This window comes from Georgenia sp. X1117 (assembly GCF_057784635.1).
Map to the genome: position 1 here is coordinate 2777531 of NZ_CM173492.1, position 23758 is coordinate 2801288.

General features: G+C 73.4%; 21 protein-coding genes and 1 riboswitch. Of the genes, 19 read left to right on the forward strand and 2 right to left on the reverse strand.

Translation table 11 applies throughout. The annotated features are described in order from the left end of the window. Positions 1-174 precede the first annotated feature (174 nt). Complete coding sequence (gene purU / locus AC3D3D_RS12830) at positions 175-1038, reverse strand: formyltetrahydrofolate deformylase (protein ID WP_463663284.1); 864 nt, start codon at positions 1036-1038, stop codon at positions 175-177. A gap of 187 nt (positions 1039-1225) precedes the next feature. Here purU and AC3D3D_RS12835 point away from each other — a divergent pair, with 187 nt between their 5' ends. The 15 genes from AC3D3D_RS12835 (at position 1226) to AC3D3D_RS12905 (ending at position 18696) form a co-directional block, all read left to right on the forward strand. Beyond that, the gene (locus AC3D3D_RS12835; RefSeq protein ID WP_463663285.1) at positions 1226-1741 is read left to right on the forward strand and encodes a GNAT family N-acetyltransferase; all 516 of its coding nucleotides are present in this window, start codon (positions 1226-1228) and stop codon (positions 1739-1741) included. An 81-nt stretch (positions 1742-1822) separates the two neighbouring features. After that, a riboswitch (ZMP/ZTP riboswitch) is annotated at positions 1823-1925 on the forward strand. Positions 1926-1975: 50 nt separating this feature from the next. After that, the gene (glyA, locus tag AC3D3D_RS12840) at positions 1976-3277 is read left to right on the forward strand and encodes a serine hydroxymethyltransferase (RefSeq protein WP_463663286.1); all 1302 of its coding nucleotides are present in this window, start codon (positions 1976-1978) and stop codon (positions 3275-3277) included. Continuing rightward, positions 3274-4149 carry a bifunctional 5,10-methylenetetrahydrofolate dehydrogenase/5,10-methenyltetrahydrofolate cyclohydrolase gene (locus tag AC3D3D_RS12845; RefSeq protein WP_463663287.1) on the forward strand — a complete coding sequence of 292 codons (876 nt, stop codon included), beginning with the start codon at positions 3274-3276 and terminating at the stop codon, positions 4147-4149. The genes glyA and AC3D3D_RS12845 overlap by 4 nt, the downstream gene beginning before the upstream one ends. A gap of 95 nt (positions 4150-4244) precedes the next feature. Beyond that, positions 4245-5060 carry an exodeoxyribonuclease III gene (locus tag AC3D3D_RS12850; protein WP_463663288.1) on the forward strand — a complete coding sequence of 272 codons (816 nt, stop codon included), beginning with the start codon at positions 4245-4247 and terminating at the stop codon, positions 5058-5060. Between the two features lie 66 nt (positions 5061-5126). Next, on the forward strand, positions 5127-6389 hold the full coding sequence (locus AC3D3D_RS12855; RefSeq protein ID WP_463663289.1) for a YihY/virulence factor BrkB family protein: 1263 nt from the start codon (positions 5127-5129) through the stop codon (positions 6387-6389). Beyond that, the gene (locus AC3D3D_RS12860; RefSeq protein ID WP_463663290.1) at positions 6386-7516 is read left to right on the forward strand and encodes a mannose-1-phosphate guanylyltransferase; all 1131 of its coding nucleotides are present in this window, start codon (positions 6386-6388) and stop codon (positions 7514-7516) included. Before AC3D3D_RS12855 ends, AC3D3D_RS12860 begins: the two co-directional genes overlap by 4 nt. Positions 7517-7598: 82 nt before the next feature. Beyond that, positions 7599-8864, forward strand: a complete 1266-nt coding sequence (locus AC3D3D_RS12865) for an amidohydrolase (RefSeq protein ID WP_463663291.1) — start codon at positions 7599-7601, stop codon at positions 8862-8864. A gap of 252 nt (positions 8865-9116) precedes the next feature. Beyond that, the gene (locus tag AC3D3D_RS12870) at positions 9117-10304 is read left to right on the forward strand and encodes a BMP family lipoprotein (RefSeq protein WP_463663292.1); all 1188 of its coding nucleotides are present in this window, start codon (positions 9117-9119) and stop codon (positions 10302-10304) included. Between the two features lie 153 nt (positions 10305-10457). After that, positions 10458-12026, forward strand: coding sequence for an ABC transporter ATP-binding protein (locus AC3D3D_RS12875; protein ID WP_463663293.1), 1569 nt, complete (start codon positions 10458-10460; stop codon positions 12024-12026). Then, positions 12023-13447, forward strand: a complete 1425-nt coding sequence (locus tag AC3D3D_RS12880; protein WP_463663294.1) for an ABC transporter permease — start codon at positions 12023-12025, stop codon at positions 13445-13447. Before AC3D3D_RS12875 ends, AC3D3D_RS12880 begins: the two co-directional genes overlap by 4 nt. Continuing rightward, the gene (locus AC3D3D_RS12885; RefSeq protein ID WP_463663295.1) at positions 13444-14751 is read left to right on the forward strand and encodes an ABC transporter permease; all 1308 of its coding nucleotides are present in this window, start codon (positions 13444-13446) and stop codon (positions 14749-14751) included. Before AC3D3D_RS12880 ends, AC3D3D_RS12885 begins: the two co-directional genes overlap by 4 nt. Positions 14752-14755: 4 nt before the next feature. Beyond that, a complete protein-coding gene (locus AC3D3D_RS12890; protein ID WP_463663296.1) occupies positions 14756-15232 on the forward strand; it encodes a cytidine deaminase in 477 nt (158 codons plus the stop codon). Continuing rightward, positions 15229-16596, forward strand: a complete 1368-nt coding sequence (locus AC3D3D_RS12895; protein ID WP_463663297.1) for a thymidine phosphorylase — start codon at positions 15229-15231, stop codon at positions 16594-16596. The genes AC3D3D_RS12890 and AC3D3D_RS12895 overlap by 4 nt, the downstream gene beginning before the upstream one ends. 841 nt (positions 16597-17437) lie before the next feature. Next, complete coding sequence (locus tag AC3D3D_RS12900) at positions 17438-17752, forward strand: hypothetical protein (RefSeq protein ID WP_463663298.1); 315 nt, start codon at positions 17438-17440, stop codon at positions 17750-17752. 47 nt (positions 17753-17799) lie between these two features. After that, positions 17800-18696, forward strand: a complete 897-nt coding sequence (locus AC3D3D_RS12905; protein ID WP_463663299.1) for a hypothetical protein — start codon at positions 17800-17802, stop codon at positions 18694-18696. A gap of 41 nt (positions 18697-18737) precedes the next feature. Here AC3D3D_RS12905 and AC3D3D_RS12910 read toward each other — a convergent pair whose 3' ends face one another. Then, the gene (locus tag AC3D3D_RS12910) at positions 18738-20483 is read right to left on the reverse strand and encodes a phospho-sugar mutase (protein WP_463663337.1); all 1746 of its coding nucleotides are present in this window, start codon (positions 20481-20483) and stop codon (positions 18738-18740) included. Between the two features lie 147 nt (positions 20484-20630). Between AC3D3D_RS12910 and AC3D3D_RS12915 the strand changes: the two genes are divergently transcribed. The 4 genes from AC3D3D_RS12915 (at position 20631) to AC3D3D_RS12930 (ending at position 23706) form a co-directional block, all read left to right on the forward strand. Next, complete coding sequence (locus tag AC3D3D_RS12915; protein ID WP_463663300.1) at positions 20631-20984, forward strand: hypothetical protein; 354 nt, start codon at positions 20631-20633, stop codon at positions 20982-20984. Further along, entirely contained in the window at positions 20959-21564 is a 606-nt protein-coding gene (locus AC3D3D_RS12920) for a hypothetical protein (RefSeq protein ID WP_463663301.1), read from the forward strand. Before AC3D3D_RS12915 ends, AC3D3D_RS12920 begins: the two co-directional genes overlap by 26 nt. A gap of 142 nt (positions 21565-21706) precedes the next feature. Next, positions 21707-23134 (forward strand): NAD(P)H-quinone dehydrogenase, encoded by a 1428-nt coding sequence (locus tag AC3D3D_RS12925; protein ID WP_463663338.1) that lies wholly within the window; start codon positions 21707-21709, stop codon positions 23132-23134. Continuing rightward, positions 23134-23706, forward strand: coding sequence for a hypothetical protein (locus AC3D3D_RS12930; protein ID WP_463663302.1), 573 nt, complete (start codon positions 23134-23136; stop codon positions 23704-23706). The genes AC3D3D_RS12925 and AC3D3D_RS12930 overlap by 1 nt, the downstream gene beginning before the upstream one ends. The last annotated feature ends 52 nt before the right edge of the window (positions 23707-23758 follow it).

Consider the following 23758-nt stretch of genomic DNA (forward strand, 5'->3'; position numbering starts at 1 on the left):
CGGTCGACACAGCACGACAGGGCGAGCCCCCGCACCACACGGTGCGGGGGCTCGCCCCTTGCTGTCACCGGGAGGCCGGCGTCCCACGACCTCGGCGAAGGGACAGCGAAGAGACGTCGCAGGGGCGACGCAAGGAAGAGGCGAAGGCCAGCCGCCGCCGTCGGGGGAGAAGGGTCAGGGAAGGACGACGGTGCGGTGCCCGTTGATGAGCACCCGGTGCTCGGCGTGCCAGCGCACCGCGCGGGCGAGCACCCGCCGCTCGACGTCCTGACCCCGCGCCACCATCTCGGCAACCTCGTCGGCGTGCGTGACCCGCTCGACGTCCTGCTCGATGATCGGCCCCTCGTCCAGGTCCGCGGTCACGTAGTGCGCGCTCGCCCCGATGAGCTTGACGCCCCGCTCGTGCGCCTGCGCGTAGGGCCGCGCCCCCTTGAAGCTCGGCAGGAACGAGTGGTGGATGTTGATGGCCCGCCCTTCGAGCTTGCGGCACAGGTCGTCGGAGAGGATCTGCATGTACCGGGCCAGGACCACCAGCTCGACGTCGAGCTCCTCGACGAGGTCGAGCAGCCGGGCCTCCGCCTCGGGCTTGGTCTCCTTCGTCACCGGGACGTGCAGGAACGGCACCCCGTAGAAGGTCGCGAGCGGCTCGAGGTCGGGGTGGTTGGAGACCACCGCCACGACGTCGACCTGCAGGCGGTCCGAGCGCTGCCGGAAGAGCAGGTCGGTCAGGCAGTGCGCCTCCTTGGACACGAGCACCACGGTGCGCAGCGGGCGGCCGACGACGTCGAGCGTGTAGGTCATCTCGAAGCGCTCGGCGACCCCCGCGACGGCGTTGCGCAGGTCGTCGACGTCGTGGTCGGTGCGCACCTGCACGCGCATGAAGAACAGCCCGGTCTCGGGGTCCCCGTACTGCTGCGACTCGGTGATGTTGCCGCCGTGCTCGGACAGCACGCCGGAGACGGCGTGCACGATGCCGGGCCGGTCCGGGCAGGACAGGGCGAGGACGAGATGCTGCGGGTCGACGACGCTGGGGTTCACCGGCGGCACCCTAGTCGTCGAACGTCCCCCTCGGACCGACCGCCCACGTGGTGACGCCCACCCGAGCTACCGGCCCGCCCGGGCAGGGGCCCCGGCCACAGGCACGGCGTGACCGGCCCGCCGGGAAGGAGTGACCAGCCCGTGCGCGCCGACCTCGCTCGGGCCCGTGGGATGGAACACTGGGGCCATGGACGTGACAATCGACGTGGTCGACGACGAGCGCGCCGGCGAGCTGCTGACCGTGCGCCGCGCAGCCTTCGTCACCGAGGCGCAGATCTACCAGGACCCCCACCTGCCGGCGCTCACGCAGTCGCTCACCGAGCTGCGCGCGGACCTCGCCCGCGCCGACGTCGTGACCATCGGTGCCTGGGCCGGCCACCGCCTCGTCGGCTCGGTGCGCGTCGAGCTCACCGAGGGCCGGGCCACCCTCAGCCGGCTCGCCGTCGTCCCCGACCTGCAGAACCAGGGCATCGGCACCGAGCTGCTCATGTCGGTCCTCGAGTACCTCCCCGAGGAGACCAACGAGGTGTGGATCTCCACCGGTCAGGACTCCGTGCAGAACCTGGCGATGTACCAGAAGAACGGCTTCGAGCACCAGTTCGACCAGCACACCGGGGACCTCACCTACGCCTACCTGCGCCGCATCCTCGGCGAGAGCGAGCCCGTCGGCGCGAGCGCCGACGTCGCCGGCTCGGCGGAGTAGCCGCCCCACGCAGCAGTGCGCACGCGCCCCGCGCACCAGCGCGCCCTCGTCGGGCGTGGGAGTGCCCGCGCGCCGGTAGGGTAGGCGTGTCGTGACTGGCGTAGGGGTGGACCAACCACCGGGGAGCGGCACACCGCGGGACCTCCGCGGGAGAAGTCTTCGGCCGTTCGCCTGGGTCGGGGTCACCACGTCGTGAGAGCTCACGTCCGAGGCGTGACCTGACCGAGGAGAGAGATGACCGCCGAGCCCACCCCCACCACCGACCCGCTGTCCGCCCCGCTGTCCGAGGTCGACCCCGAGATCGCCGCGGTCCTCGAGGGCGAGCTCACCCGCCAGCGCGAGACCCTCGAGATGATCGCCTCGGAGAACTTCGTGCCCCGCGCGGTCCTCCAGGCCGCCGGGTCGGTGCTCACGAACAAGTACGCCGAGGGCTACCCCGGCCGCCGGTACTACGGCGGCTGCGAGCAGGTCGACATCGCCGAGAACCTCGCCATCGACCGGGCACGCTCCCTGTTCGGCGCCGGCTGGGCCAACGTCCAGCCGCACTCCGGTGCCCAGGCCAACGCCGCCGTCCTGCACGCCCTGCTCACCCCCGGCGAGAAGATGCTGGGCCTCGACCTCGCCCACGGCGGCCACCTCACGCACGGCATGCGCATCAACTTCTCCGGCAAGCTCTACGACGTCTCCGCCTACGGCGTGGACGAGCAGACCCACCGCATCGAGATGGACGCGGTGCGGGCCACCGCCCTGGCCGAGCGCCCCCGGGTCATCGTCGCCGGCTGGTCGGCCTACCCCCGCCAGCTCGACCTCGCCGCCTTCCGGGAGATCGCCGACGAGGTCGGCGCCTACCTGTGGACCGACATGGCGCACTTCGCCGGTCTCGTCGCCGCCGGGCTGCACCCCAACCCGGTGCCCCACTCCGACGTCGTCTCGACGACCATCCACAAGACCATCGGCGGCCCCCGCTCGGGCATGATCCTGGCGAAGGACCCCGAGCCGCTGGGCAAGAAGCTCAACTCCGCGGTCTTCCCCGGGCAGCAGGGCGGCCCGCTCATGCACGTCATCGCCGCGAAGGCGGTGGCGCTGAAGGTCGCCCACGGCGAGGAGTTCAAGGACCGTCAGCGCCGCACCGTCCAGGGCGCGCAGATCCTCGCCGAGCGCCTCCTCGCCGACGACGTCGCCGCCACCGGGGTGCGCCTGGTCACCGGCGGCACCGACGTCCACCTCGTGCTCGTCGACCTGCGCGACCACGCCCTCGACGGCCAGCAGGCCGAGGACCTCCTGCACGCCGCCGGCATCACGGTCAACCGCAACGCCGTGCCCTTCGACCCCCGCCCGCCGCGGGTCACGTCGGGCCTGCGCATCGGCACCCCGGCGCTGGCCACCCGCGGCTTCGGCGAGGCCGAGTTCCGCGAGGTCGCCGACATCATCGCCGTGGCCCTGCGCGACGGCCAGGGCGCCGACGTCGAGTCCCTGCACGCCCGCGTCGACGCGCTGACGGCGGACTTCCCGCTCTACCCGGGCCTGTCCCAGTGACCGCCCGGCTCCTGCCCGGCGGCCCGGTCGCCGAGGCCGTCCTGGCCGACGTCGCCCCCCGGGTCGCGGCGCTGACCGCGGCCGGGCGGACGCCCGGCCTGGGCACGATCCTCGTCGGCTCGGACTCCGCCTCGGCCGGGTACATCCGGATGAAGCAGGCCAAGGCCGCCGAGCTCGGCTTCACCTCCCCGCACATCCACCTGGGCGACGGCGCGAGCCAGGCCGACGTCCTGGCCGCGGTGCGGGAGATGAACGACGCCGACGACGTGCACGGCGTCCTGCTGCAGCACCCCACCCCGCCGCAGATCGACTTCGATGCCGCCCTGCTCGCCCTCGACCCGGACAAGGACGTCGACGGCCTGCACCCGGTGAACATGGGCCGCCTGGCCCTGGGGATGCCCGGCCCCGTGCCCTGCACGCCGGCCGGCATCGAGGCGCTGCTGGCCCACCACGAGATCCCGGTCGCGGGCCGCGAGGTCGTCATCCTCGGGCGGGGCACGACGCTCGGTCGTCCGCTGGGCATGCTGCTCTCCCAGAAGCGGCCCACCGCGAACGCCGCGGTGACCGTGGTCCACACCGGTGTGCCCGACTGGGACCGCTACACGCGCCGCGCCGAGATCGTCGTCGCGGCGGCCGGCGTGCCCGGCATCCTGCGGCCCGAGCACCTCTCGCCGGGCGTGACGGTGGTCGGCGGCGGCGTGCGCTACGAGGGGCGCAAGCTCCTGCCCGACGTCGACGAGTCCTGCGCCGAGGTCGCGGGCGCGATCACCCCGCGGATCGGCGGTGTGGGGCCGACGACGATCGCCCTGCTGTTCCGCAACGCCGTCGAGGCCGCGGAGCGCACCGTCGGCACCGGGCCTGCGACCAACTGACCGGTCCCGCGGCCGAGCAGCCACGCACGTCCACGGACGGCCGGGCCACCCGCGAGGGTGGCCCGGCCGTCGGCGGTTCCTGGCACGATGGCGACGTGAAGATCGCGACCGTCAACGTCAACGGAGTCCGGGCCGCCTACCGCAAGGGCATGGGGGAGTGGCTCGAGGCCACCGCTCCCGACGTCCTGCTGCTGCAGGAGGTGCGCGCGGACGAGAAGATCCTCGCCGACCTGCTGGGGGAGCGCTGGACGGTCGTCCAGCAGGCCAGCGACCTCAAGGGCCGCGCGGGCGTCGCCATCGCCACCACCCTCGACGTCACCGCCGTCCGCGTGGGTCTGGGCACGGAGAAGGAGGCGCCGGTGGACACGGGGCGGTGGGTCGAGGCCGACGTCACCGCACCCGGGCTCGACGTGCCGCTGACCCTGGTCTCGGTGTACGTGCACTCGGGCACGGTCACCGACCAGGAGAAGATGGACAACAAGTACGCCCACCTGCGCCGCGTGACGGCGCGCCTCTCGGAGCTGACCGAGCAGCACGCCGCCGGGGAGCGTGAGGTCCTCGTGGCCGGCGACCTCAACATCGTGCACACCGAGCGCGACATCAAGAACTGGAAGAGCAACCACAACAAGACCTCCGGCGTGCTCGACGAGGAGATCGCCTACGTCGAGGGCTGGCTGGGGGACCTGGGCCTGGTCGACGTCCACCGCCACCTCGCCGGCGAGGTGCAGGGCCCCTACACCTGGTGGTCGCAGCGCGGGAAGGCCTTCGACAACGACGCGGGCTGGCGGATCGACTACCAGCTCGTCACCCAGGGGCTGGCCGACCGGGCCGCCGAGGCGGTCGTGGACCGGGCCCCCAGCTACGACACGCGCTGGTCGGACCACGCGCCGCTCATCATCACCTATCCGTGAAGGTCCGTCGCCCCTGAGGGCCGCGTCGCCGGGCGCGCCCGGTGAGGCCTGGATAACCTGGGCGATGTGACAGACGCGACGACGACGGACGACGCCGGCACCAGCTCCGGGCCCACCACCGCGCCCGCGGGGGGCACGTCCTTCAAGGACCGTGCCCTGGCGGTGTGGGAGAAGATCCAGACCACCCGGCTGTGGCGGGCCAACCAGCGCTACGGCACCGCGCGCGGTGCGATGCTCGCCGGCGGCATCTCCTACTCCGCGCTGTTCTCGATCTTCGCGGCGCTGGCCATCGGGTGGACGATCTTCAGCCGCCTCATGGGCGGCAACGACGAGCTGCGCGCCACCGTCATCGACGCCGTCAACAACGCCCTGCCCGGGATCATCGACGACGGCTCCAACAGCGGGCTCGTCTCGCCCGACCAGCTCGTGGTCTCCACCGCGCTCAACCCGGCCTCGATCATCGCCTTCGGTGTGCTGCTGTGGACGGCCAGCTCGGTGATGAACAACCTGCGCATCTGCATCCAGGCGATGTTCGGCATCAACGCCCCGCCGGAGAACTTCGTCGTGGGCCGCCTGGTGCGCCCCATCGCCGGGTTCCTCGTGCTGGCCCTGGCGGTGCTGTCCACTGCCGTCGCCTCGATCATGGTCAACACCGTCGGCGAGTCGGTGCTCTCGGCCATCGGCGTCGAGGGCTCGACGGGACAGACGCTCCTGCGCGTCGGCACGATCACGGCCTCCTTCGTCATCGACGCGCTCGTCTTCATCATGCTCATCTCCTTCACAGCCTCGGTCCGGGCCCCGCGCAAGGACCTGCTGATCGGCGCCGCGATCGGGGCCCTGGGCTCGGGCGTGCTGCGCGCGCTGGGCACCACCGCCGTCGGTGCGGTCGACAACCCGCTGCTGGCCGGTTTCGCCGCCATCGCCACCCTGCTGCTGTGGGTCAACCTGCTGGCCCGCCTCATGCTCTACGTCAGCGCCTTCATCGCCAACCCGCCGCTGCCGATCCGCGCCGACGCCCCGGAGGAGGTCCACTTCACCGAGCGGCCGAACTACATCACCGAGTCGGTCCCCGAGACCAAGGACTGGCCGCACCAGCAGATCACCGGCGTCATCGACGTCGACCCCTCCCTGCACCCCGACGCCGTGGCCGCCCGCGAGCGCGAGGAGCAGGTGGCCGAGGAGATGGGCTCCAACCCCGGCGGCCTGCTCGGCTCGGTGCGGGAGCGGCGCGTGCGCCGCCTCGAGGAGAAGGCCGGGCGCGCCCGCGCCGAGCTCGACGCCGACACCCGCCGCGCCTGGCGCCGCTACGGCCCGCAGGACGACCGATGAGCGCGGCGGGGCAGGACCCGCCGGCTACCCGGGAGGAGCCGACGCTGCACGCGATCGTCCCCGCCGGGGGAGCGGGCACCCGGCTGTGGCCCCTCTCGCGCCGCGACCGACCGAAGTTCCTCCTCGACGTCACCGGCTCGGGCCGCTCGCTCCTCCAGGCCACCGTCGACCGGCTCGAGCCCCTGTCCGGGTCGGTCACGGTGGTCACCGGCGTCGCCCACGCCGAGGCCGTCCGCGAGCAGGTGCCCGCCGGCACGGAGGTCCTCGCCGAGCCCAGCCCGCGCGACTCGATGGCCGCCATCGGGCTGGCCGCCGCGGTGCTGGCCGAGCGGCACGGGCCCGACGTCGTCGTCGGCTCCTTCGCCGCCGACCACCTCGTCACCGAGCCGGCCGCCTTCGCCGACGCCGTCACCCAGGCGGTGGCCGCGACGCGCGCCGAGGACGTCACGCTGGTCACCGTGGGGCTGACCCCCACCTACGCCGCCACCGGGTTCGGCTACATCGCGGCCGCCGACCCGCTGGGCGCCCCCGACGCACCGGACGCGCGCCGGGTGGCGAGCTTCGTGGAGAAGCCCGACGCCGCCACCGCGGCCGGCTACCTCGAGGGCGGCGCCCACCTGTGGAACGCCGGGATGTTCGTCGCCCGCGCCGGGTCGCTGCTCGACGCGCTGGCGACCCTGCACCCCGAGCTCGGCAGCGGACTGGCCGCGATCGGCCGCTCCTGGGACACCCCCGAGCGCCCCGCCGTCCTCGACGAGGTCTGGCCCACGCTGACCCGGATCGTCATCGACCACGCCCTGGCCGAGCCGCTGGCCGCCGCCGGCAGGGTCGCCGTCGTGCCCGCCGACCTGGGCTGGACCGACGTCGGCGACGCCGACTCCCTGGCCTCGGTGCTCGTGCCGGACGACCGCGGCGTCGCCGTCGCCCCGGGGGCCCGGGTGGTGGCCGAGGACTCCGAGGGCGCCTTCGTGCACGCCGACGGGCGCACGGTCGCGTTGCTCGGCGTGCCCGGGGTGGTCGTCGTCGACACCGGCGACGCCCTGCTCGTCACCACCCGTGAGCGCGCCCAGGAGGTCCGCGCCGTCGTCAACTCCCTCGAGGGACGCGGCCTCGGCCACCTCGCCTGACCCGGGCCCGTCCGGCAGCCGGCGCCGGGGTGCTCCGGCGGTCGGCCGCGGGGCCCGTCGCCCGCGCGGGTAACGTGGGGCGGTGCCCGCTCCCGACCTGCTCGACCAGCTGACCGCCACGATCGACGCCCGCCGCGAGGACCTCCTCGACTGGCGGCGCCGCATCCACGCCCACCCCGAGACGGCGTTCACCGAGCACGAGACCGCCCGGCTCGTCACCGAGGTGCTCACCGCCGAGGGCATGCGGCCGCGCCGCGTGGCGAGCACCGGCGTCGTGGTGGACCTCGGCCCCGACCCCCGCCGGGAGAGCCCGGCGCCGCCCGCCGGCGCCGGCACCCCCGCCGACCGGGCCCGCCGCTCGGGCGGGCGGCACGTCCCGCAGGGTCGCGTCGCGCTGCGTGCGGACATCGACGCCCTGCCGGTCCCCGAGACCACCGGCCTGCCCTTCCGCTCGCGCCGCCCGGGCTTCGCCCACGCCTGCGGCCACGACATCCACACCACCGCCCTGCTCGGTGCCGCCCTCGCGCTGCACGACCTCGACGCGAAAGGCCTCCTCGCCCGCGGCGTGCGCCTCGTCTTCCAGCCGGCCGAGGAGGCCCAGCCGTCGGGGGCGCGCACGCTCGTCGAGCACGGTGTGCTCGAGGGGGTCGGCCAGATCTTCGCCCTGCACTGCGACCCCAAGCTCGACGTCGGCCGGCTCGGCACCCGCATCGGGGCGATCACCGCCGCCTCCGACGCGGTGACCGTGCAGGTCCGCGCCGAGGGCGGGCACACCTCCCGCCCGCACCTGACGGGCGACGTCGTCAACGCCCTGGCCACCGTCGTCACCGGCCTGCCGGCGGTGCTGCGGCGGCGCCTGGACCCCCGCATCGGCGTCGACCTCACCTTCGGGGAGATCCGGGCCGGCAGCGCACCGAACGCCATGCCCTCGACCGGCGTGCTGCGCGGGACGCTGCGCTGCCTGGACCCCGACGCCTGGCTGGCGGCCGGGGTGCTCGTCGAGCCGGCCGTGCGTTCGCTGCTGGCCCCCTACGGGGTCGAGGTCGACGTCGAGGTGCTCCAGGGCATCCCGCCGGTGGTCAACGACGAGCGCGCCACCCGTTCCCTCGACGCCGCCGCCAAGGCGGTCCTCGGCGAGGGCTCCACCGAGCTGACGGAGCAGTCCCTCGGCGGGGAGGATTTCGCCTGGTACCTGCGCCGCGTGCCCGGGGCGCTGGCCCGCCTCGGCACGCGCACCCCCGGCGGCGAGACCTTCGACCTGCACCGCGGGGACGCGATCTTCGACGAGCGGGCGATCGCGGTGGGTGCGAAGGTGCTCGGCGGCGTCGCGCTCACCGCCGGAGCCTGACCGCCCGGGCCCGACCTCCGGCGACCGCCCGTCAGGGCCCGATCGGACACCCTCCCGTCCCACCCCTCGAGCACGTGAACCACCAGGTGAACACCGGGTGACGCGGCGGGGGACGGCGGGTGATCCACGTGACAGACGGGCCGGTCACGGATGGGACTCAAGTGGCCTGGACCGGCCGTACCGGGCACTAGTGTGAGCCGCACTCACCGGCGCGACGGCAACCGGAGCCGTCGCGGAACGATCGGAGTCCCCGTGAAGAAGACCCTGTCCCTCAGCGGCGTCGCCCTCGCCGCAGCCCTCGTCCTCGCCGCGTGCGGCGACGCCCCCGACGAGGAGACCACCGACGACGAGACCACCGAGGCCACCGGCGACGGCGGCTCGGAGACCGGTTCGGAGACCGGCTCGGAGTCCGGGAGCGAGTCCGGCAGCGACGCCGGCGGCTCCACCGGCGCCGACGGCTCGGACACGACCGCCTGCATGGTCTCCGACCAGGGCGGTTTCGACGACCAGTCCTTCAACCAGTCCGGCGCGGAGGGCCTCGACGCGGCGGTCGAGGAGTTCGGCGTGACCGACATCCTCGTCGAGTCGCAGACCGACGCCGACTACACGACGAACGTCAACTCCCTCATCTCCCAGGGCTGCAACCTGGTCTTCGGCGTCGGCTTCCTCCTCGAGAACGCGATCGAGCAGGCCGCGAACGAGAACCCGGACGTCAGCTTCGCCCTCATCGACTCGGCCTTCGAGACGGACGACTTCGAGCCGGTCGTCCTCGACAACGGCCGCCCGCTCATCTTCGACACCGTCCAGGCGGCGTTCCTCGCCGGCTACGCGTCGGCCGGCATGTCCGAGACCGGCGTGGTCGCCACGTTCGGCGGCATCCAGCTGCCGTCGGTGACGATCTTCATGGACGGCTTCGCGCTCGGCGTCGAGGCCTACAACGAGGACAACGGCGCCGACGTCGCCGTCCTCGGCTGGGACGTGGACGCCCAGACCGGGTCCTTCACGGGCAACTTCGAGGACCAGGGGCAGGGCCAGACCCTCGCCGACCAGTTCATCGCCCAGGGCGCGGACGTCATCATGCCGGTGGCCGGCCCGGTCGGCCTCGGTGCCGCCGCGGCGGCCGAGGCGGCCGGCGAGACGATGATCGTCGGCGTCGACTCCGACTGGTACGAGTCGACCGACTACGGTGACATCGTCCTCACCTCGGTGATGAAGGAGATCGGCCAGTCCGTCCGCGACACGGTCGAGGACTACGTCAACGACGAGTTCGACAACGAGCCCTACGTCGGCACCCTCGAGAACGGGGGCGTCTCCATCGCGCCGTTCCACGACTTCGAGTCGGAGGTCCCCGCCGAGCTGGTCGACCGGCTCGCGGAGCTCGAGGAGGAGATCATCTCCGGCGAGCGCGTCGTCGAGTCGCCGTCCAGCCCCGAGCAGTGACGGTTCCGCGACCCTGACCGGTCGCGCGACGCGCGGCGGCCCGGCCCCACGGCCGGGCCGCCGCGGCGTCGGCGATAGGGTGCCCGGCAAGGGCGCCCGACCATCCCCCCGCACCCGCGTCGGCACGGCCGACCGAGCGAAGGAGCTCAACCCGTGAAGCTCGAGCTGCGCGGCATCACCAAGGTCTTCGGGCCGCTCGTCGCCAACGACAACGTCGACCTCGTCGTCGAACCCGGGCAGATCCACGCCCTCCTCGGGGAGAACGGCGCCGGCAAGTCCACGCTGATGAACGTCCTGTACGGGCTCTACCGGCCCGACGGCGGGCAGATCCTCGTCGACGACGTCCCGGTCGAGCTCGACGGTCCCGGCGACGCCGTGGCGGCGGGCATCGGCATGGTCCACCAGCACTTCATGCTCGTGCCGGTCTTCACGGTCGCGGAGTCCGTCATCCTCGGCCAGGAGCCGACCGGCGGGATTGGCCTCATCGACAAGCACCAGGCGGCGGACATGGTCCGCACGATCTCGTCGCGGTTCCGCTTCGACCTCGACCCCGACGCCCGGGTCGGCGACCTGCCCGTCGGCACCCAGCAGCGCGTCGAGATCGTCAAGGCGCTCTCCCGCCAGGCCTCGGTGCTCATCCTCGACGAGCCCACCGCGGTGCTCACCCCGCAGGAGACCGACGAGCTCATCGCCATCATGCGCGGCCTCAAGGAGGCGGGCACGTCGATCGTCTTCATCACCCACAAGCTGCGCGAGGTCCGCGCGGTCGCGGACACCATCACCGTCATCCGGCGGGGCAAGGTCGTCGACACCGTCCCGCCGACCACGCCCGAGGCCGAGCTCGCCTCGCTCATGGTGGGCCGACCCGTCGAGATGCAGGTCGCCAAGGAGGCGCCGACCGTGCGGGACAACGGCTTCGCCGTCGAGGCCGTCACGGTCCTCGACGACCAGAACCGCGTGGTCCTCGACGACGTCTCGCTCGACGTGCGCGGGGGAGAGATCCTCGTCGTCGCGGGCGTCCAGGGCAACGGTCAGACCGAGCTGACCGAGACGATCCTCGGGCTGCGACGCCCCGTCCGCGGGCGGCTCACCCTCGACGGCCGGGACATCACGAGGCGGCGCGTCAAGCAGCGCCTCCACGGCGGGCTCGGGTTCGTCCCGGAGGACCGCTCCCAGGACGGCATCATCTCCTCGTTCTCCATCGCCGAGAACTACGTCCTCGACCTCTACGACACCGCCCCGTTCGCCACGGGGCCGTCGATGCGCCCGGGCGAGGTGGCCCGCAACGCGAAGGAACGCACCGAGGAGTTCGACGTGCGGCTGACCTCGGTCGGCGACCCGATCGCCACGCTCTCGGGCGGCAACCAGCAGAAGGTCGTCATGGCGCGGGAGATGTCGAAGCCCCTGCGCCTGTTCGTCGCCTCCCAGCCCACGCGCGGCGTCGACGTCGGGTCGATCGAGTTCATGCACCAGCGGATCGTCGCCGAGCGGGACAAGGGCACACCCGTCGTCATCGTCTCCACCGAGCTCGACGAGGTCGTCGCCCTGGCCGACCGCATCGCCGTCATGTACCGCGGCCAGGTCGTCGGCGTCGTCCCCGGGGACACCGACCGCGACACGCTCGGCCTGATGATGGCGGGCATCCCGGCCGACGAGGCCGCCGCCGAGGCCGCGACCCACCACACCGCACTCGGCGCAGCCGACCAGGAGGAGGCCTCGTGAGCGAGCTGACCACGGGCGCGCCGCCCGCCGACGTGACCGAGGAGGACGTCCCGGGCCGGGCACCGGGCGAGAAGGGCTGGCACGCCACCCTGCGGCAGATCTCGACCAAGGGCTGGCTCGTCACGGTGCTGGCGATCGTCGTCGCCCTGGTGGTGGGCTCGATCCTCGTCATCGTGTCCTCGCCGCGGGTGGCCGAGACGTCGACCTACTTCTTCGCCCGTCCCTGGGACACGATCTACGCCTCGATCGACGCCGTCTACGGCGCCTACCAGGCGATGTTCCGCGGCTCGATCTGGGACTTCCGGGCGGACACGCTCACCGGGGCGCTGCAGCCGCTGTCGAACACGCTCGTCAACTCGGTCCCGCTCATCCTCGCCGGGCTCGGCCTGGCCATCAGCTTCCGCGCCGGCCTGTTCAACATCGGTGGCCAGGGGCAGATCATCCTCGGCGCCATCGTCGCCACCTACATCGGCTTCAGCTGGGACCTGCCGGTCATCGTCCACCTGCTCGTCGCGATCCTCGGCGGACTGGTCGCCGGCGCGGCGTACGCCTCGATCGCCGGTGTGCTCAAGGCGAGGACCGGGGCCAACGAGGTGATCGTGACGATCATGCTCAACTCGATCGCCACGTTCCTCGTCCTGTACGTGCTCAAGTCGACCGTCTTCGGCGGCGAGCGGCCCAACGGGCAGACCTCGTTCCGGGTGGCCGCCGACGCCACCTACCCGCTCCTGCTCGGGTCCGACTTCCGCCTGCACGCCGGGTTCCTCGTCGCCCTCATCGCGGTGGCCTTCACCTGGTGGTTCCTCGAGCGCTCCACCTGGGGCTTCGAGCTGCGCGCCGTCGGTGCCAACCCCGACGCCGCCCGGACCGCCGGAATCTCCGTGCCCAAGGCGACCATCGTCGCCATGGCCGTCTCCGGGGCGATGTGCGGTCTCGCCGGTACCGCGCCGGTCCTCGGCACGGAGAAGTACCTCTCCCTCGGCGTGGCCGGGACCTACGGCTTCGACGCGATCACCGTCGCCCTGCTCGGCCGCTCCCGTCCGCTCGGCACGTTCTTCGCCGGCCTGCTGTTCGGCGCGCTCAAGGCCGGCGGCACCCTCATGTCGACGACGAACACCACGCCGCTCGAGGGTGCGCCCGCCGCGATGCCGATCGAGTTCATCCTCGTCCTGCAGTCCGTCATCGTCCTGTTCATCGCGGCCCCGCCGCTCGTGCGGTGGATCTTCCACCTGCCCGACCCGAGCCGTCGCGGTGCGCGGCGGGACGGGGCGGCGAAGCGACGCCGGGCCGACCGGCGTGCCGACCAGCGTGCCGCGAGCGGCGCCGACGCCGACGCCGCGGCCACGGCGCAGGCCACCCCGGCCGACGCGCCGAACCCGACCGACCCGCCCGCTCCGCGCAGCACGAAGGATGAGTCATGAGCGCCGCCGTCGCCGAGAACACCACGCCCGACGCCGGTCCCGTCACGCTCGCGGACGGCGAGGCACTCGCCCCGCGCAGCTGGCGCTGGCCGGTCATCCACGGGGTGCTCGCCCTCATCATCCTGGGCTGGTTCCTGCCGCGCACGCCCGAGGGGACGACGAACTTCCAGTTCTCCCTGCGCAGCGACCGCATCCAGATCCCCAACGCCGAGGTGCCCGGCCTCACCACGGTCCTCGTGCTCGGGCTGCTCGTCGTCGCCGTCCTCGGCGTCGTCACGTTCCTCACGTGGTCCCGCCGGCACGTGAGCGTGTGGCTGCACGTGGTCAGCGTCCTCGCCCTGGTGGTCGCCTTCCTCACCTGGGTCGGCGCCGGGCGCCCGACGATCATCCCCGTGACCTCGCTGCTGGTCGGCGGACTCGCCCTGTCGGTCCCGCTCGTGTTCGGCGCGATGTCCGGCATCCTGTGCGAGCGCTCGGGCATCATCAACATCGCCATCGAGGGCCAGCTGCTGTTCGGGGCGTTCCTCGCGGCGATCGTCGGCTCCATCACCGCCTCGGCCTACCTGGGACTGGTCGCCGGCCCGATCGCCGGGGCGCTCGTCGGCTCCCTGCTCGTGCTGTTCTCGGTGAAGTACCACGTCGACCAGATCATCGTCGGCGTCGTCCTCAACGTCCTCGTCCTGGGCCTGACCGGCTTCCTCTTCTCCACGGTCCTCAGCGGCGACGGGACGGACCTCAACCAGCGGCTGCGCCTGCCCGAGCTCGCCATCCCGTGGCTGTCCGAGATCCCGGTGATCGGGCCCGTCCTGTTCAACCAGTCGATCCTCGTCTACCTCATGTTCGCCGTGGTGATCTTCCTGCAGGTCTACCTCTTCCGCTCCCGCTGGGGCCTGCGCCTGCGCTCGGTCGGCGAGCACCCCAAGGCCGCGGACACCGTCGGCATCGACGTCGTGCGCACCCGCATGCGCTCCGTCCTGCTCGGCGGGGCGATCGCCGGCCTCGGCGGGGCCTTCCTCACGGTCGGCTCCGGCCTGGCCTTCGGCAAGGACATGTCCGCCGGGCAGGGCTACATCGCGCTGGCGGCCATGATCCTGGGCCGGTGGAACCCGGTCGGTGCCGTCGCCGCGGCACTGCTGTTCGGCTTCGCCCGCAACACGGGCAACGTCCTGTCCACCATCAACTCCCCGGTGCCCTCGGAGATCCTGCTCATGCTCCCGTACGCGGTGACGATCGTCGCCGTCGCGGGCCTCGTGGGCCGGGTGCGGGCACCCGCCTCGCTCAACACCCCGTACATCAAGGACTGAGGCCATGGCCGACGCAGCGACACCGAGCCCGACGACGCCGGCCGACGTCGGCCCGGAGGTGTGGTCCCACCTCACGGCGCTCGCCCGCGAGGCCTGCGCCGCCGCCTACGTCCCGTACTCCCGCTTCCCCGTCGGGGCCGCCGCCCTGGTCGACGACGGGCGCTACGTCTCGGGCTGCAACGTGGAGAACGCCGGCTACGGCGTCACGCTGTGCGCGGAGTGCGGGCTGGTCTCGGACCTCGTGCGCGGCGGCGGCGGCCGGCTCGTGGCCTTCGCCTGCGTCGGCGGCGACGGCGAGCCGCTGAGCCCATGCGGCCGGTGCCGCCAGCTCCTCGCCGAGCACGCCGCACCCGGGATGCCGCTGGCGCTGGCCGGCGGGACATGGACCATCGAGGACGTCCTGCCGGCCGCCTTCGGTGCGCAGGACATGGCACGGGCCGCCGTCCGGCGGGCGGCCGAGGAACAGGGGGAGCAGCAGTGACCGAGCGCCACGACGCCGTCGACGTCATCCGCACCAAGCGCGACGGCGGCCGCCTGAGCGAGGACCAGATCGACTGGGTCGTCGACGCCTACACGCGCGGCGTCGTCGCCGACGAGCAGATGTCCGCCCTGGCCATGGCCATCCTCCTGGTCGGCATGGACGGCGTCGAGATCGCCCGCTGGACGCAGGCGATGATCGCCTCGGGGGAGCGGATGGACTTCTCCGCCCTCGACCGCCCGACGGCGGACAAGCACTCCACCGGCGGGGTGGGCGACAAGATCACCCTCCCGCTGGCGCCGCTCGTGGCGAGCTTCGGCGTCGCCGTCCCGCAGCTCTCCGGCCGGGGCCTCGGCCACACCGGCGGCACGCTGGACAAGCTCGAGGCGATCCCCGGCTGGCGCGCCTCGCTGAGCAACGAGGAGATCATGCGCCAGCTCGGCGGGGTCGGCGCCGTCATCTGCGCCGCCGGCTCCGGCCTGGCCCCGGCCGACAAGCGGCTCTACGCCCTGCGCGACACCACCGGCACCGTCGAGGCGATCCCGCTCATCGCCAGCTCGATCATGTCCAAGAAGATCGCCGAGGGCACCGACTCCCTGGTCCTGGACGTCAAGGTCGGCTCCGGCGCCTTCATGAAGGACCTCGACCGGGCGCGCGAGCTGGCGCGCACCATGGTCGAGCTCGGCGAGCGTGCCGGGGTGCGCACCACCGCGTTGCTCACCGACATGTCCGTCCCGCTCGGGCGCACCGCAGGCAACGCCCTCGAGGTCCGCGAGTCCGTCGAGGTCCTCGCCGGCGGCGGCCCCGCCGACGTCCGAGCGCTCACCCTGGCGCTCGCCCGCGAGATGCTCGACGCCGCCGGGCAGCCCGACGCCGACCCGGCGGCCGCGCTGGACGACGGCCGCGCGATGGACACCTGGCGCCGCATGATCGCCGCCCAGGACGGCGACCCCGACGCCGCCCTGCCCACGGCCCGCCACACCCACGTCGTCAGCGCCGAGAGTGCCGGGACGGTCACCCGCCTCGACGCCCTCGGCGTCGGCGTGGCCGCCTGGCGCCTCGGCGCGGGCCGCGCCCGCCAGGGCGACGCCGTCCAGGCCGGGGCCGGCGTGGAGATCCACGCCCGCCCCGGGGAGCAGGTCACCGCGGGCGCCCCGGTGCTCACCCTGCACACCGACGACGAGGGCCGCATCCTCCGGGCGCTCGAGGCGCTCGAGGGCGCCTGGACGGTCGGGGAGCAGACCGTGGGCGGGCCCGGCGACGTCGTCCTCGAGCGGATAACCGCCTCAACTGCGGGCGGCGAGATGCAGAAACCAGGCAATGCCGCCCCGGGGGTGACGCTTGTGTCAGATCGTCGCTCGAGATAGTGTGGCGTCGAGCACAAATTATAGCGCCCGACCTACGTCAACGATGACGTGTCGCGAGTTGTGAGGGGCGCACTGCCACGATTCATGGGGGATGAGTGATGCGTAGGTTCTTTAGAGTTCTCGCCGTGATGGCCGCGAGTTCCATCGCGATAACAGGTGCGATGGCGACGGCGCCCGTGCAAGCCAGCCCGAAGGGTGATAGCGCGAGGGCGGCCGCCAGCGTGCCTGAGAGCCCGGCTCACGTTCATGAGATAGATGGCCGCCGGCTGGACGACGGGGTCACAGTGTTCTCGGGGGAGAATGCAGAATTGACCGTCCTGCCCGCAGTTAGCGATCAATTGGATTATACTACGGGCAACGAACTTGCTGCCAGCATCTCATGATCGCTTAACGTGCACAATGTTCACCGGTCGTTCCACTATCCTGACACAATCAACGGAGTCGCCACGATTGAATGCACTGGAAATGCAGGCTCGCTCGCCCTTCATTATTCTATGATCCGCGTGTCTCCCAGCAACCGGCAATGGGGCGCCCCTTCCGTGAGCAACGCTGGGGCGCGGTCGATTAATAACAATCGTGCGATTTCCTGTTCGGAGGGTGCTGCTAACTTCCAGGGCTGGGCGCAAGGGCAGATTACTCCCCCTCCGGGATACCAGCTGGTGGGCCCGCCTACCCATGAGAGGTGGGGGAACACCACCTACGTGATCTGCAAGGACAGCTCCGAAGAGACGGGTGCCGACAGTCAACTTGCCGAGCGGATCACTGTGACCTTCGTTCGTGACGATCTTGCGGGGTAGTTGTGCGTGTTCATGAGACGGTGCATGCCGCGAACACGATGTCAGTGAACTGGACGACGTACCGAGTCAACTTCTGGACGCCCTGGGTGGGATCCTGGATGCTCGAGGCGTTCGTCGTCACCGACGCGGCCGATGTCACCGAGGTCGTGCGGTGGGCCGAGGAGTCGAGCGACGGACGCCGGGTGGAGATCTTCGCCGAGATGGACCATGAACCCGTCCGGCGCGGCGTGCCGCGACGAGCCGGCTTGGTGCGGCTGATGGGAAGCAACCCCAACGAGGGGGTCTCCGTGGAGATCGGGCGATTCGTCAAGATCGAGGACGGCGAGGAGTCCGCCGAGGCCGGCGGGCATCCGGAGTGATCGCCCGCCGGTAGCGCCCCGGGCGGGGACGGGGCACCCTTGGAGGCATGACGACGCTGGCGCCCCGCCCGTGGACGCACGTCACGCTGTCCACGCTCCTCGACCCGCTAGCCCGCCCGATCCGCACGACGCCGCTCGCGCGGCGACTGAGCAGCGCCGTCCTGCCCTCGCGGTCGGCCGGGCTCGCCGAGGACACCCACAAGGCCGCCACCGTCGGCGACGCCCGGGCGCTCGCCGGCGTGCGGGCGCAGATCGGCGGGGCGCACGCCGTCCAGCGCGACCAGACCACCTGCGGGTCCGCCTGCCTCGTCGTGCTCGCCGCGCTCGGCGACCCCGCCCTCGAGCGGTGGATCGCCGAGGGCACCCGGCCGGACGGTCCGCGGCCCGAGATCCCCGACGACGGACAGACCCGCGCCCTCGCCGAGGACGGCCTCACCCTCGACTCCCCGGAGCGGCGCTTCGACGCCGCCCAGCGCGTGGTCAAGCGGGCGACCTCGCACCGCGGGCTCGGCCCGGCCCGGTGGCCCGACCGCCTGGGCACCCCACCGTGGGCCGCCGCGCGCGTGGCCCGCTTCCCCGGGGTGAGCTACCGGTGGACGACCCTGGACGACCGGTCCGAGCGTGGCGCCCAGGTGCTCGCCGCCGTCCACTCCGCCACCCTGGCCGGCCTCCCCGTGCCGCTGTACACCGGGGGAGACCTCGGCCGCGGCCCGGCCTATGCGGTCCCGCGGCACGTCGTGCTCGCCCTGCCGCAGGACGGCGCGGACGGCCGCCACGGGCTCGACGACTCGGGTGCCCCCGTGCTCACCGTCTACGAGCCCAGCCGGGGCCTCGACCACCAGGTCCCGCTCGCCGACCTGCTCGCCCGCACGGGCCCGCTCAAGGCGCTCGGCTCCTGGGCGCACGTGGTCATGGCGCTCCTGCCGGTGCCCGCAGAGAGTTGAGGACCCGTCCAGGGCGCTGAGCCCCGCCCGGATCGTCCCGCTCAGATCCCGATCGCCGCGGCGACGTCGGCGCGCAGCGCCGCCATCCGGGTGTCGGCCTTCTCGCGCGCGGCCGCCAGACCGGCGTCGCCGACGGGGACGACCACCTCGAGGTAGCACTTGAGCTTGGGCTCGGTCCCCGAGGGGCGGACCACCACGCGGTCGCCCGTCGCGGTCTCCCACAGCACGCCGTCGGTGGGCGGCAGGTCGGGGGTGCCGTGGGCGAGGTCGCGAGCCGCCGCCACGGGCGAGCGGCCGAGCTCGGCCGGCGGCTGCTCGCGCACCCGCACCATCGCCTGCGCGATGAGCGAGAGGTCGGAGACGCGCACCGTCAGCGGCGCGGTGACGTGGACGCCGTGCGCGAGAGCGAGGTCGTCGAGGAGGTCCTGCAGGGTGCGGCCCTCCCGCCTCGTGGCCGCGGCGAGCGCGACGAGGCGCACGGCGGCGGAGATCCCGTCCTTGTCCTTGACGCCCTCGGGGTCCACGCAGTAGCCGATCGCCTCCTCGTAGCCGAAGGCGATCCGCGGGGCCCGCGCGATCCACTTGAACCCGGTGAGGGTGACCGCGTGGTCGAGCCCGTGGGCCGTCGCGATCCGGCCCAGCAGCCGCGAGGAGACCACCGAGCTGGCGAGCACGGGACGCTCGCCCGGTGCGCCGCCCTCGGTCGAGGAGCTGCCCTCGGTCGAGGTGCCGCCGGCGGCGGCCAGCTCGCGGGCCGTCTGCTCGCCGAGCAGGGCGCCGATCTCGTCGCCGGTGAGCTGGCGCCAGCCGCCGGGCCCGTGCGGGTCGGGGATCGCCGCCGAGCAGCGGTCGGCGTCGGGGTCGTTGGCGACGACGAGGTCCGCGCCCACCCGGCGCGCCTCGGCGAGCGCGAGGTCCAGCGCGCCGGGCTCCTCGGGGTTGGGGAAGGCCACGGTGGGGAAGTCGGGGTCGGGCTCGCGCTGCTCGGCGACCTCGTGGACGTCGGTGGCGCCGACGCGCTCGAGCGCGGCGCGCGCCACCTCGGCGCCCACCCCGTGCATCGAGGTGTGCACCAGGGTGAGGCCCTCGCCCGCGCCGGCGGGCACGAGGGAGGCGACCCGGTCGAGGTAGGCCTCGACGATCTCCTCACCCACACCCTCGCGCTCGCCGCGCGGAAGCTCGCGCACGTCCCCGACGGCGGCGATCGCCTCGGCGATCCGCGTGTCCCAGGGAGCCACGATCTGCGTCCCGCGCTCCTGCTCGGGCACGGCGCGGCCGCCGAGGTAGACCTTGTAGCCGTTGTCCCGCGGCGGGTTGTGCGAGGCGGTGACCATGACGCCGGCGTCGGCGCCGAGGTGGCGCACCGCGAAGGCGAGCACCGGCGTCGGCAGCGGGCGGGGGAGCAGCAGCGCCCTCCCGCCCGCGCCGGCGACGATCTCGGCGGCGTCGTGGGCGAACTCGTGGCTGCCGTGCCGGGCGTCGTGGCCGATGACCACCACCGGGTCGGGGCCGACCTCCTCGAGGAGCACCGCGACCAGCCCGGCGGTCGCCCGGGTCACCGTCACCCGGTTCATCCGGCTCTCCCCGGCACCGATCTCCCCGCGCAGGCCCGCCGTGCCGAACTCCAGCGGCCCGTCGAAGCGGCTGCCCAGCTCGGCGGCGGCGTCGGGGTCGGTGCCGGCGAGCGCGATGAGCCCGGTGAGCTCGGCCCGCGTCGTCCCGTCCGGGTCCTGCTCGGCCCACTCGCGCGCGCGGTGCAGCACGTCGGGACCCAGCACGATCTCCATCGGGGCGGTTTCGGGCGCGTTCGTCTCGCTCATGCCCCGACGCTACTGCGCGGTGCGTCCGACGGCCCACCGGCGGTGGCACCGACCTGACGGCGTCGGTGTAAACCAAAGGTTGACACCCGAGGTCCTGAGGGCCAGGCTCGGGGCATGAAGCGATGGCTCCTCACCCTGCTCGTGGCGACCGCGACCACCGTCGCGGTCGGGCTGCTGGACGGCCGCGGTTGGCCCGCCTTCCTCATGGGGGCGCTGCTCGCCCTCGCGCTGTGGCTGATGCTGTTCTTCGGCTCCTACGCCGGCGCCGGGCCGGGAGGAACCGACCGAGGGCGGGTGCGCGTCGTCGACTACGCCGTCGCGGCGGTGGCCGGGGTCGGCCTCGGGTACGTCATGTCGCTGGTCGGGGACGGTCCGGCCTGGTACCCGGTCGGATTCATCTTCGCGGGCGTCCTCCTCCCGGCCGGTCGGCTAGCGTCCCGGGATGGTGGGAGGACGGAAGACGGCTGACGGCGGACAGGGCGACGGGCCGCTCGAGGAGATCCGCCGCGCCTCCGTGGGCCTCGAGGTCGCCCGGGGCCGCCTCGCGGCCGCCGTGCACGCGGCCCGGGCGGCGGACCAGAGCTGGGCGGACATCGGCGACGCCCTCGGCATCACCCGCCAGGCCGCCTTCAAGCGCTTCGGATCACCGACGGATCCCCGCACCGGACGAGCCATGACCGCCACCGGCACCGACGACGTCGCCGCCCTGACGGAACAGACCTTCCGCCTCCTCGACGCCGGGGACCACGACGCGCTCCGGGCGCGCATGACCGACGCCGCCGCCGCGGTCCTCACCCGCGACGTGCTCCTCGGCACCTGGGCGGACGCGGTCGCCGAGACGGGCCACCTCGTGCGGTGCGCCGGCACCCGCGTCGAGCTGCCCGGCGGTGAGCCCGCCGGCGAGGAACCGGTCCTCGGGACCGTCGTCGGGGCGACCCTCCTCGAGTGCGAGGCCGGGACCTGGGCGGGCCGGGTCGCCCTCGACGCCGAGCGGCGTCTCGTCGGTCTGCTCGTCGTCCCGCCCGGCACCACCGGCCTGCCGTTCTGACCCCGCAGCGTCGTGGCCGGGTCTCGGGATCTGGGACGATGGCGGCGTGAGCCAGACGACCAGCGCCCCCACGTCCGCCACGACCTCGCCCGCACCGGGCACCGCACCACAGAGCGGCACCGACCGCCCCGGCCCCTCCGAGGTGCGCGGGGGATCGCGCGTGGTCATCCTCGGCGGCGGACCCGGCGGCTACGAGGCGGCGCTGGTCGCCGCCCAGCTCGGCGCCCGGGTCACCCTCGTCGAGCGGAAGGGCCTGGGCGGGTCGGCCGTGCTCACCGACGTCGTCCCCTCCAAGACGCTCATCGCCACCGCCGAGTGGCTCACCGTCACCGAGTCCGCCCCCGAGCTGGGCATCCGCTCCGAGAGCCTGACCCCGGACCTCGCGCACGGCCTGCGCGCCGACCTCGCGGTGGTCAACGCCCGCGTGCGGGAGCTGGCCGGCCGCCAGTCGGAGGACATCCGCACCCGCCTGGAACGCGAGGGCGTCGAGATCATCGACGGCACCGGGGTGCTCGACGGGATCGAGGCCGACGCCGGCACCCGCCGCGTCCTCGTCACCCGCACGGGCGGCGGCGAGCGCGAGCTCGTGGCCGAGATCGTCCTGCTCGCCACCGGCGCCACACCGCGGGTCCTGCCCACCGCCGAGCCCGACGGCGAGCGCATCCTCACCTGGGCGCAGATGTACACGCTCGACGAGCTGCCCGAGCACCTCATCGTCGTCGGCTCCGGCGTGACCGGCGCCGAGTTCGCCGGCGCGTACAACGCCCTCGGCGCGCGGGTCACCCTCGTCTCCTCGCGCGACCGCGTGCTGCCCGGCGAGGACGCCGACGCCGCCGAGCTCATCGAGTCGGTCTTCCGGCGGCGCGGCATGACGGTGCTGTCCCGCTCCCGGGCGGCCGCGGTGCGCCGCGTCGGCGACGGCGTCGAGGTCGAGCTCACCGACGGCCGCGTCGTCGCCGGCTCGCACTGCCTGGTCGCCGTCGGCGGGGTGCCGGCCACCGACGGGATCGGCCTGGCCGAGGCCGGGGTCGAGCTGACGGACTCCGGGCACATCGTCGTCGACCGCGTCTCGCGCACCCGGGCCTTCCGCGTGTACGCCGCCGGGGACTGCACCGGCGTCCTGCCGCTCGCCTCGGTGGCGGCCATGCAGGGGCGGATCGCCATGTGGCACGCGCTCGGCGACGCGGTCCCGCCGCTCGACCTCGGCACCGTCTCGGCCAACATCTTCACGGCCCCCGAGATCGCGACGATCGGCGCGACGGCGGCGCAGTGCGAGGCCGGCGAGGTCGACGCCGCGATCACCATGCTGCCGCTGGCCCGCAACCCGCGGGCGAAGATGCTCGGCATCACCGACGGCTTCGTCAAGATGATCTCCGACCGCGCCACCGGCACCGTGATCGGCGGGGTCGTGGTGGCACCCCGCGCGAGCGAGCTCATCCTGCCCATCACCCTGGCGGTGACCCACCGGCTCACCGTCGACCAGGTCGCCAACGCCTTCACCATCTACCCCTCGCTGACCGGCTCGATCACCGAGGCGGCCCGCACCCTGCACGTGCCTGGGGAGGTCTGATGCGCGCGCGTACCGGGTGGCTCGCCATGGTGGCCTGCGCCGCGGCGCTCGCCGCATGCTCGGACGGCACCGAGGAGTCGGCGTCGTCCGAGGACCCGACGTCCACCGAGGAGCGGGCCGCGGCCGAGGAGCTGCTGCGTACGGCGGGCTACCTCGACGACGACGGCACCGTCACCTTCGGTCCGGCCGGGCCCGGCGAGGACGAGACCGACGTGCACGAGGCCCTGTGCACCTACCTCTTCGGGGCACCCGAGGAGGTCGGGGAGCGGGCCGGGATCGACGGCGCGGAGCTGGCCGAAGGCAGCGGGTACCAGATGCTGGGCGCCAACGGCTCCGGCGTGGAGTGCTACTGGGGCCCGGCCGGTGAGCCCGTCCTCGCCCTGGTCTCGTGGGGCAGCGAGGCCGACTGGATCACGGAGGCCGAGGCCGACGGTGAGCTCGAGGCCCTCGTCCAGCTCCCCGACGGTGTCGGGGTGGCGTACTACGACCCGGAGTCCGACGTGGGGCGTCTCCCGGCCGCCGACCTCGAGGAGTGGCTGACCGAGGCGCCCGCAGTCACGCAGTCGGTCTGACGGACGGGGGGCCGGCCTCGGCCGGGCGGCGCGACGCCCGGGCGCCCGGGGA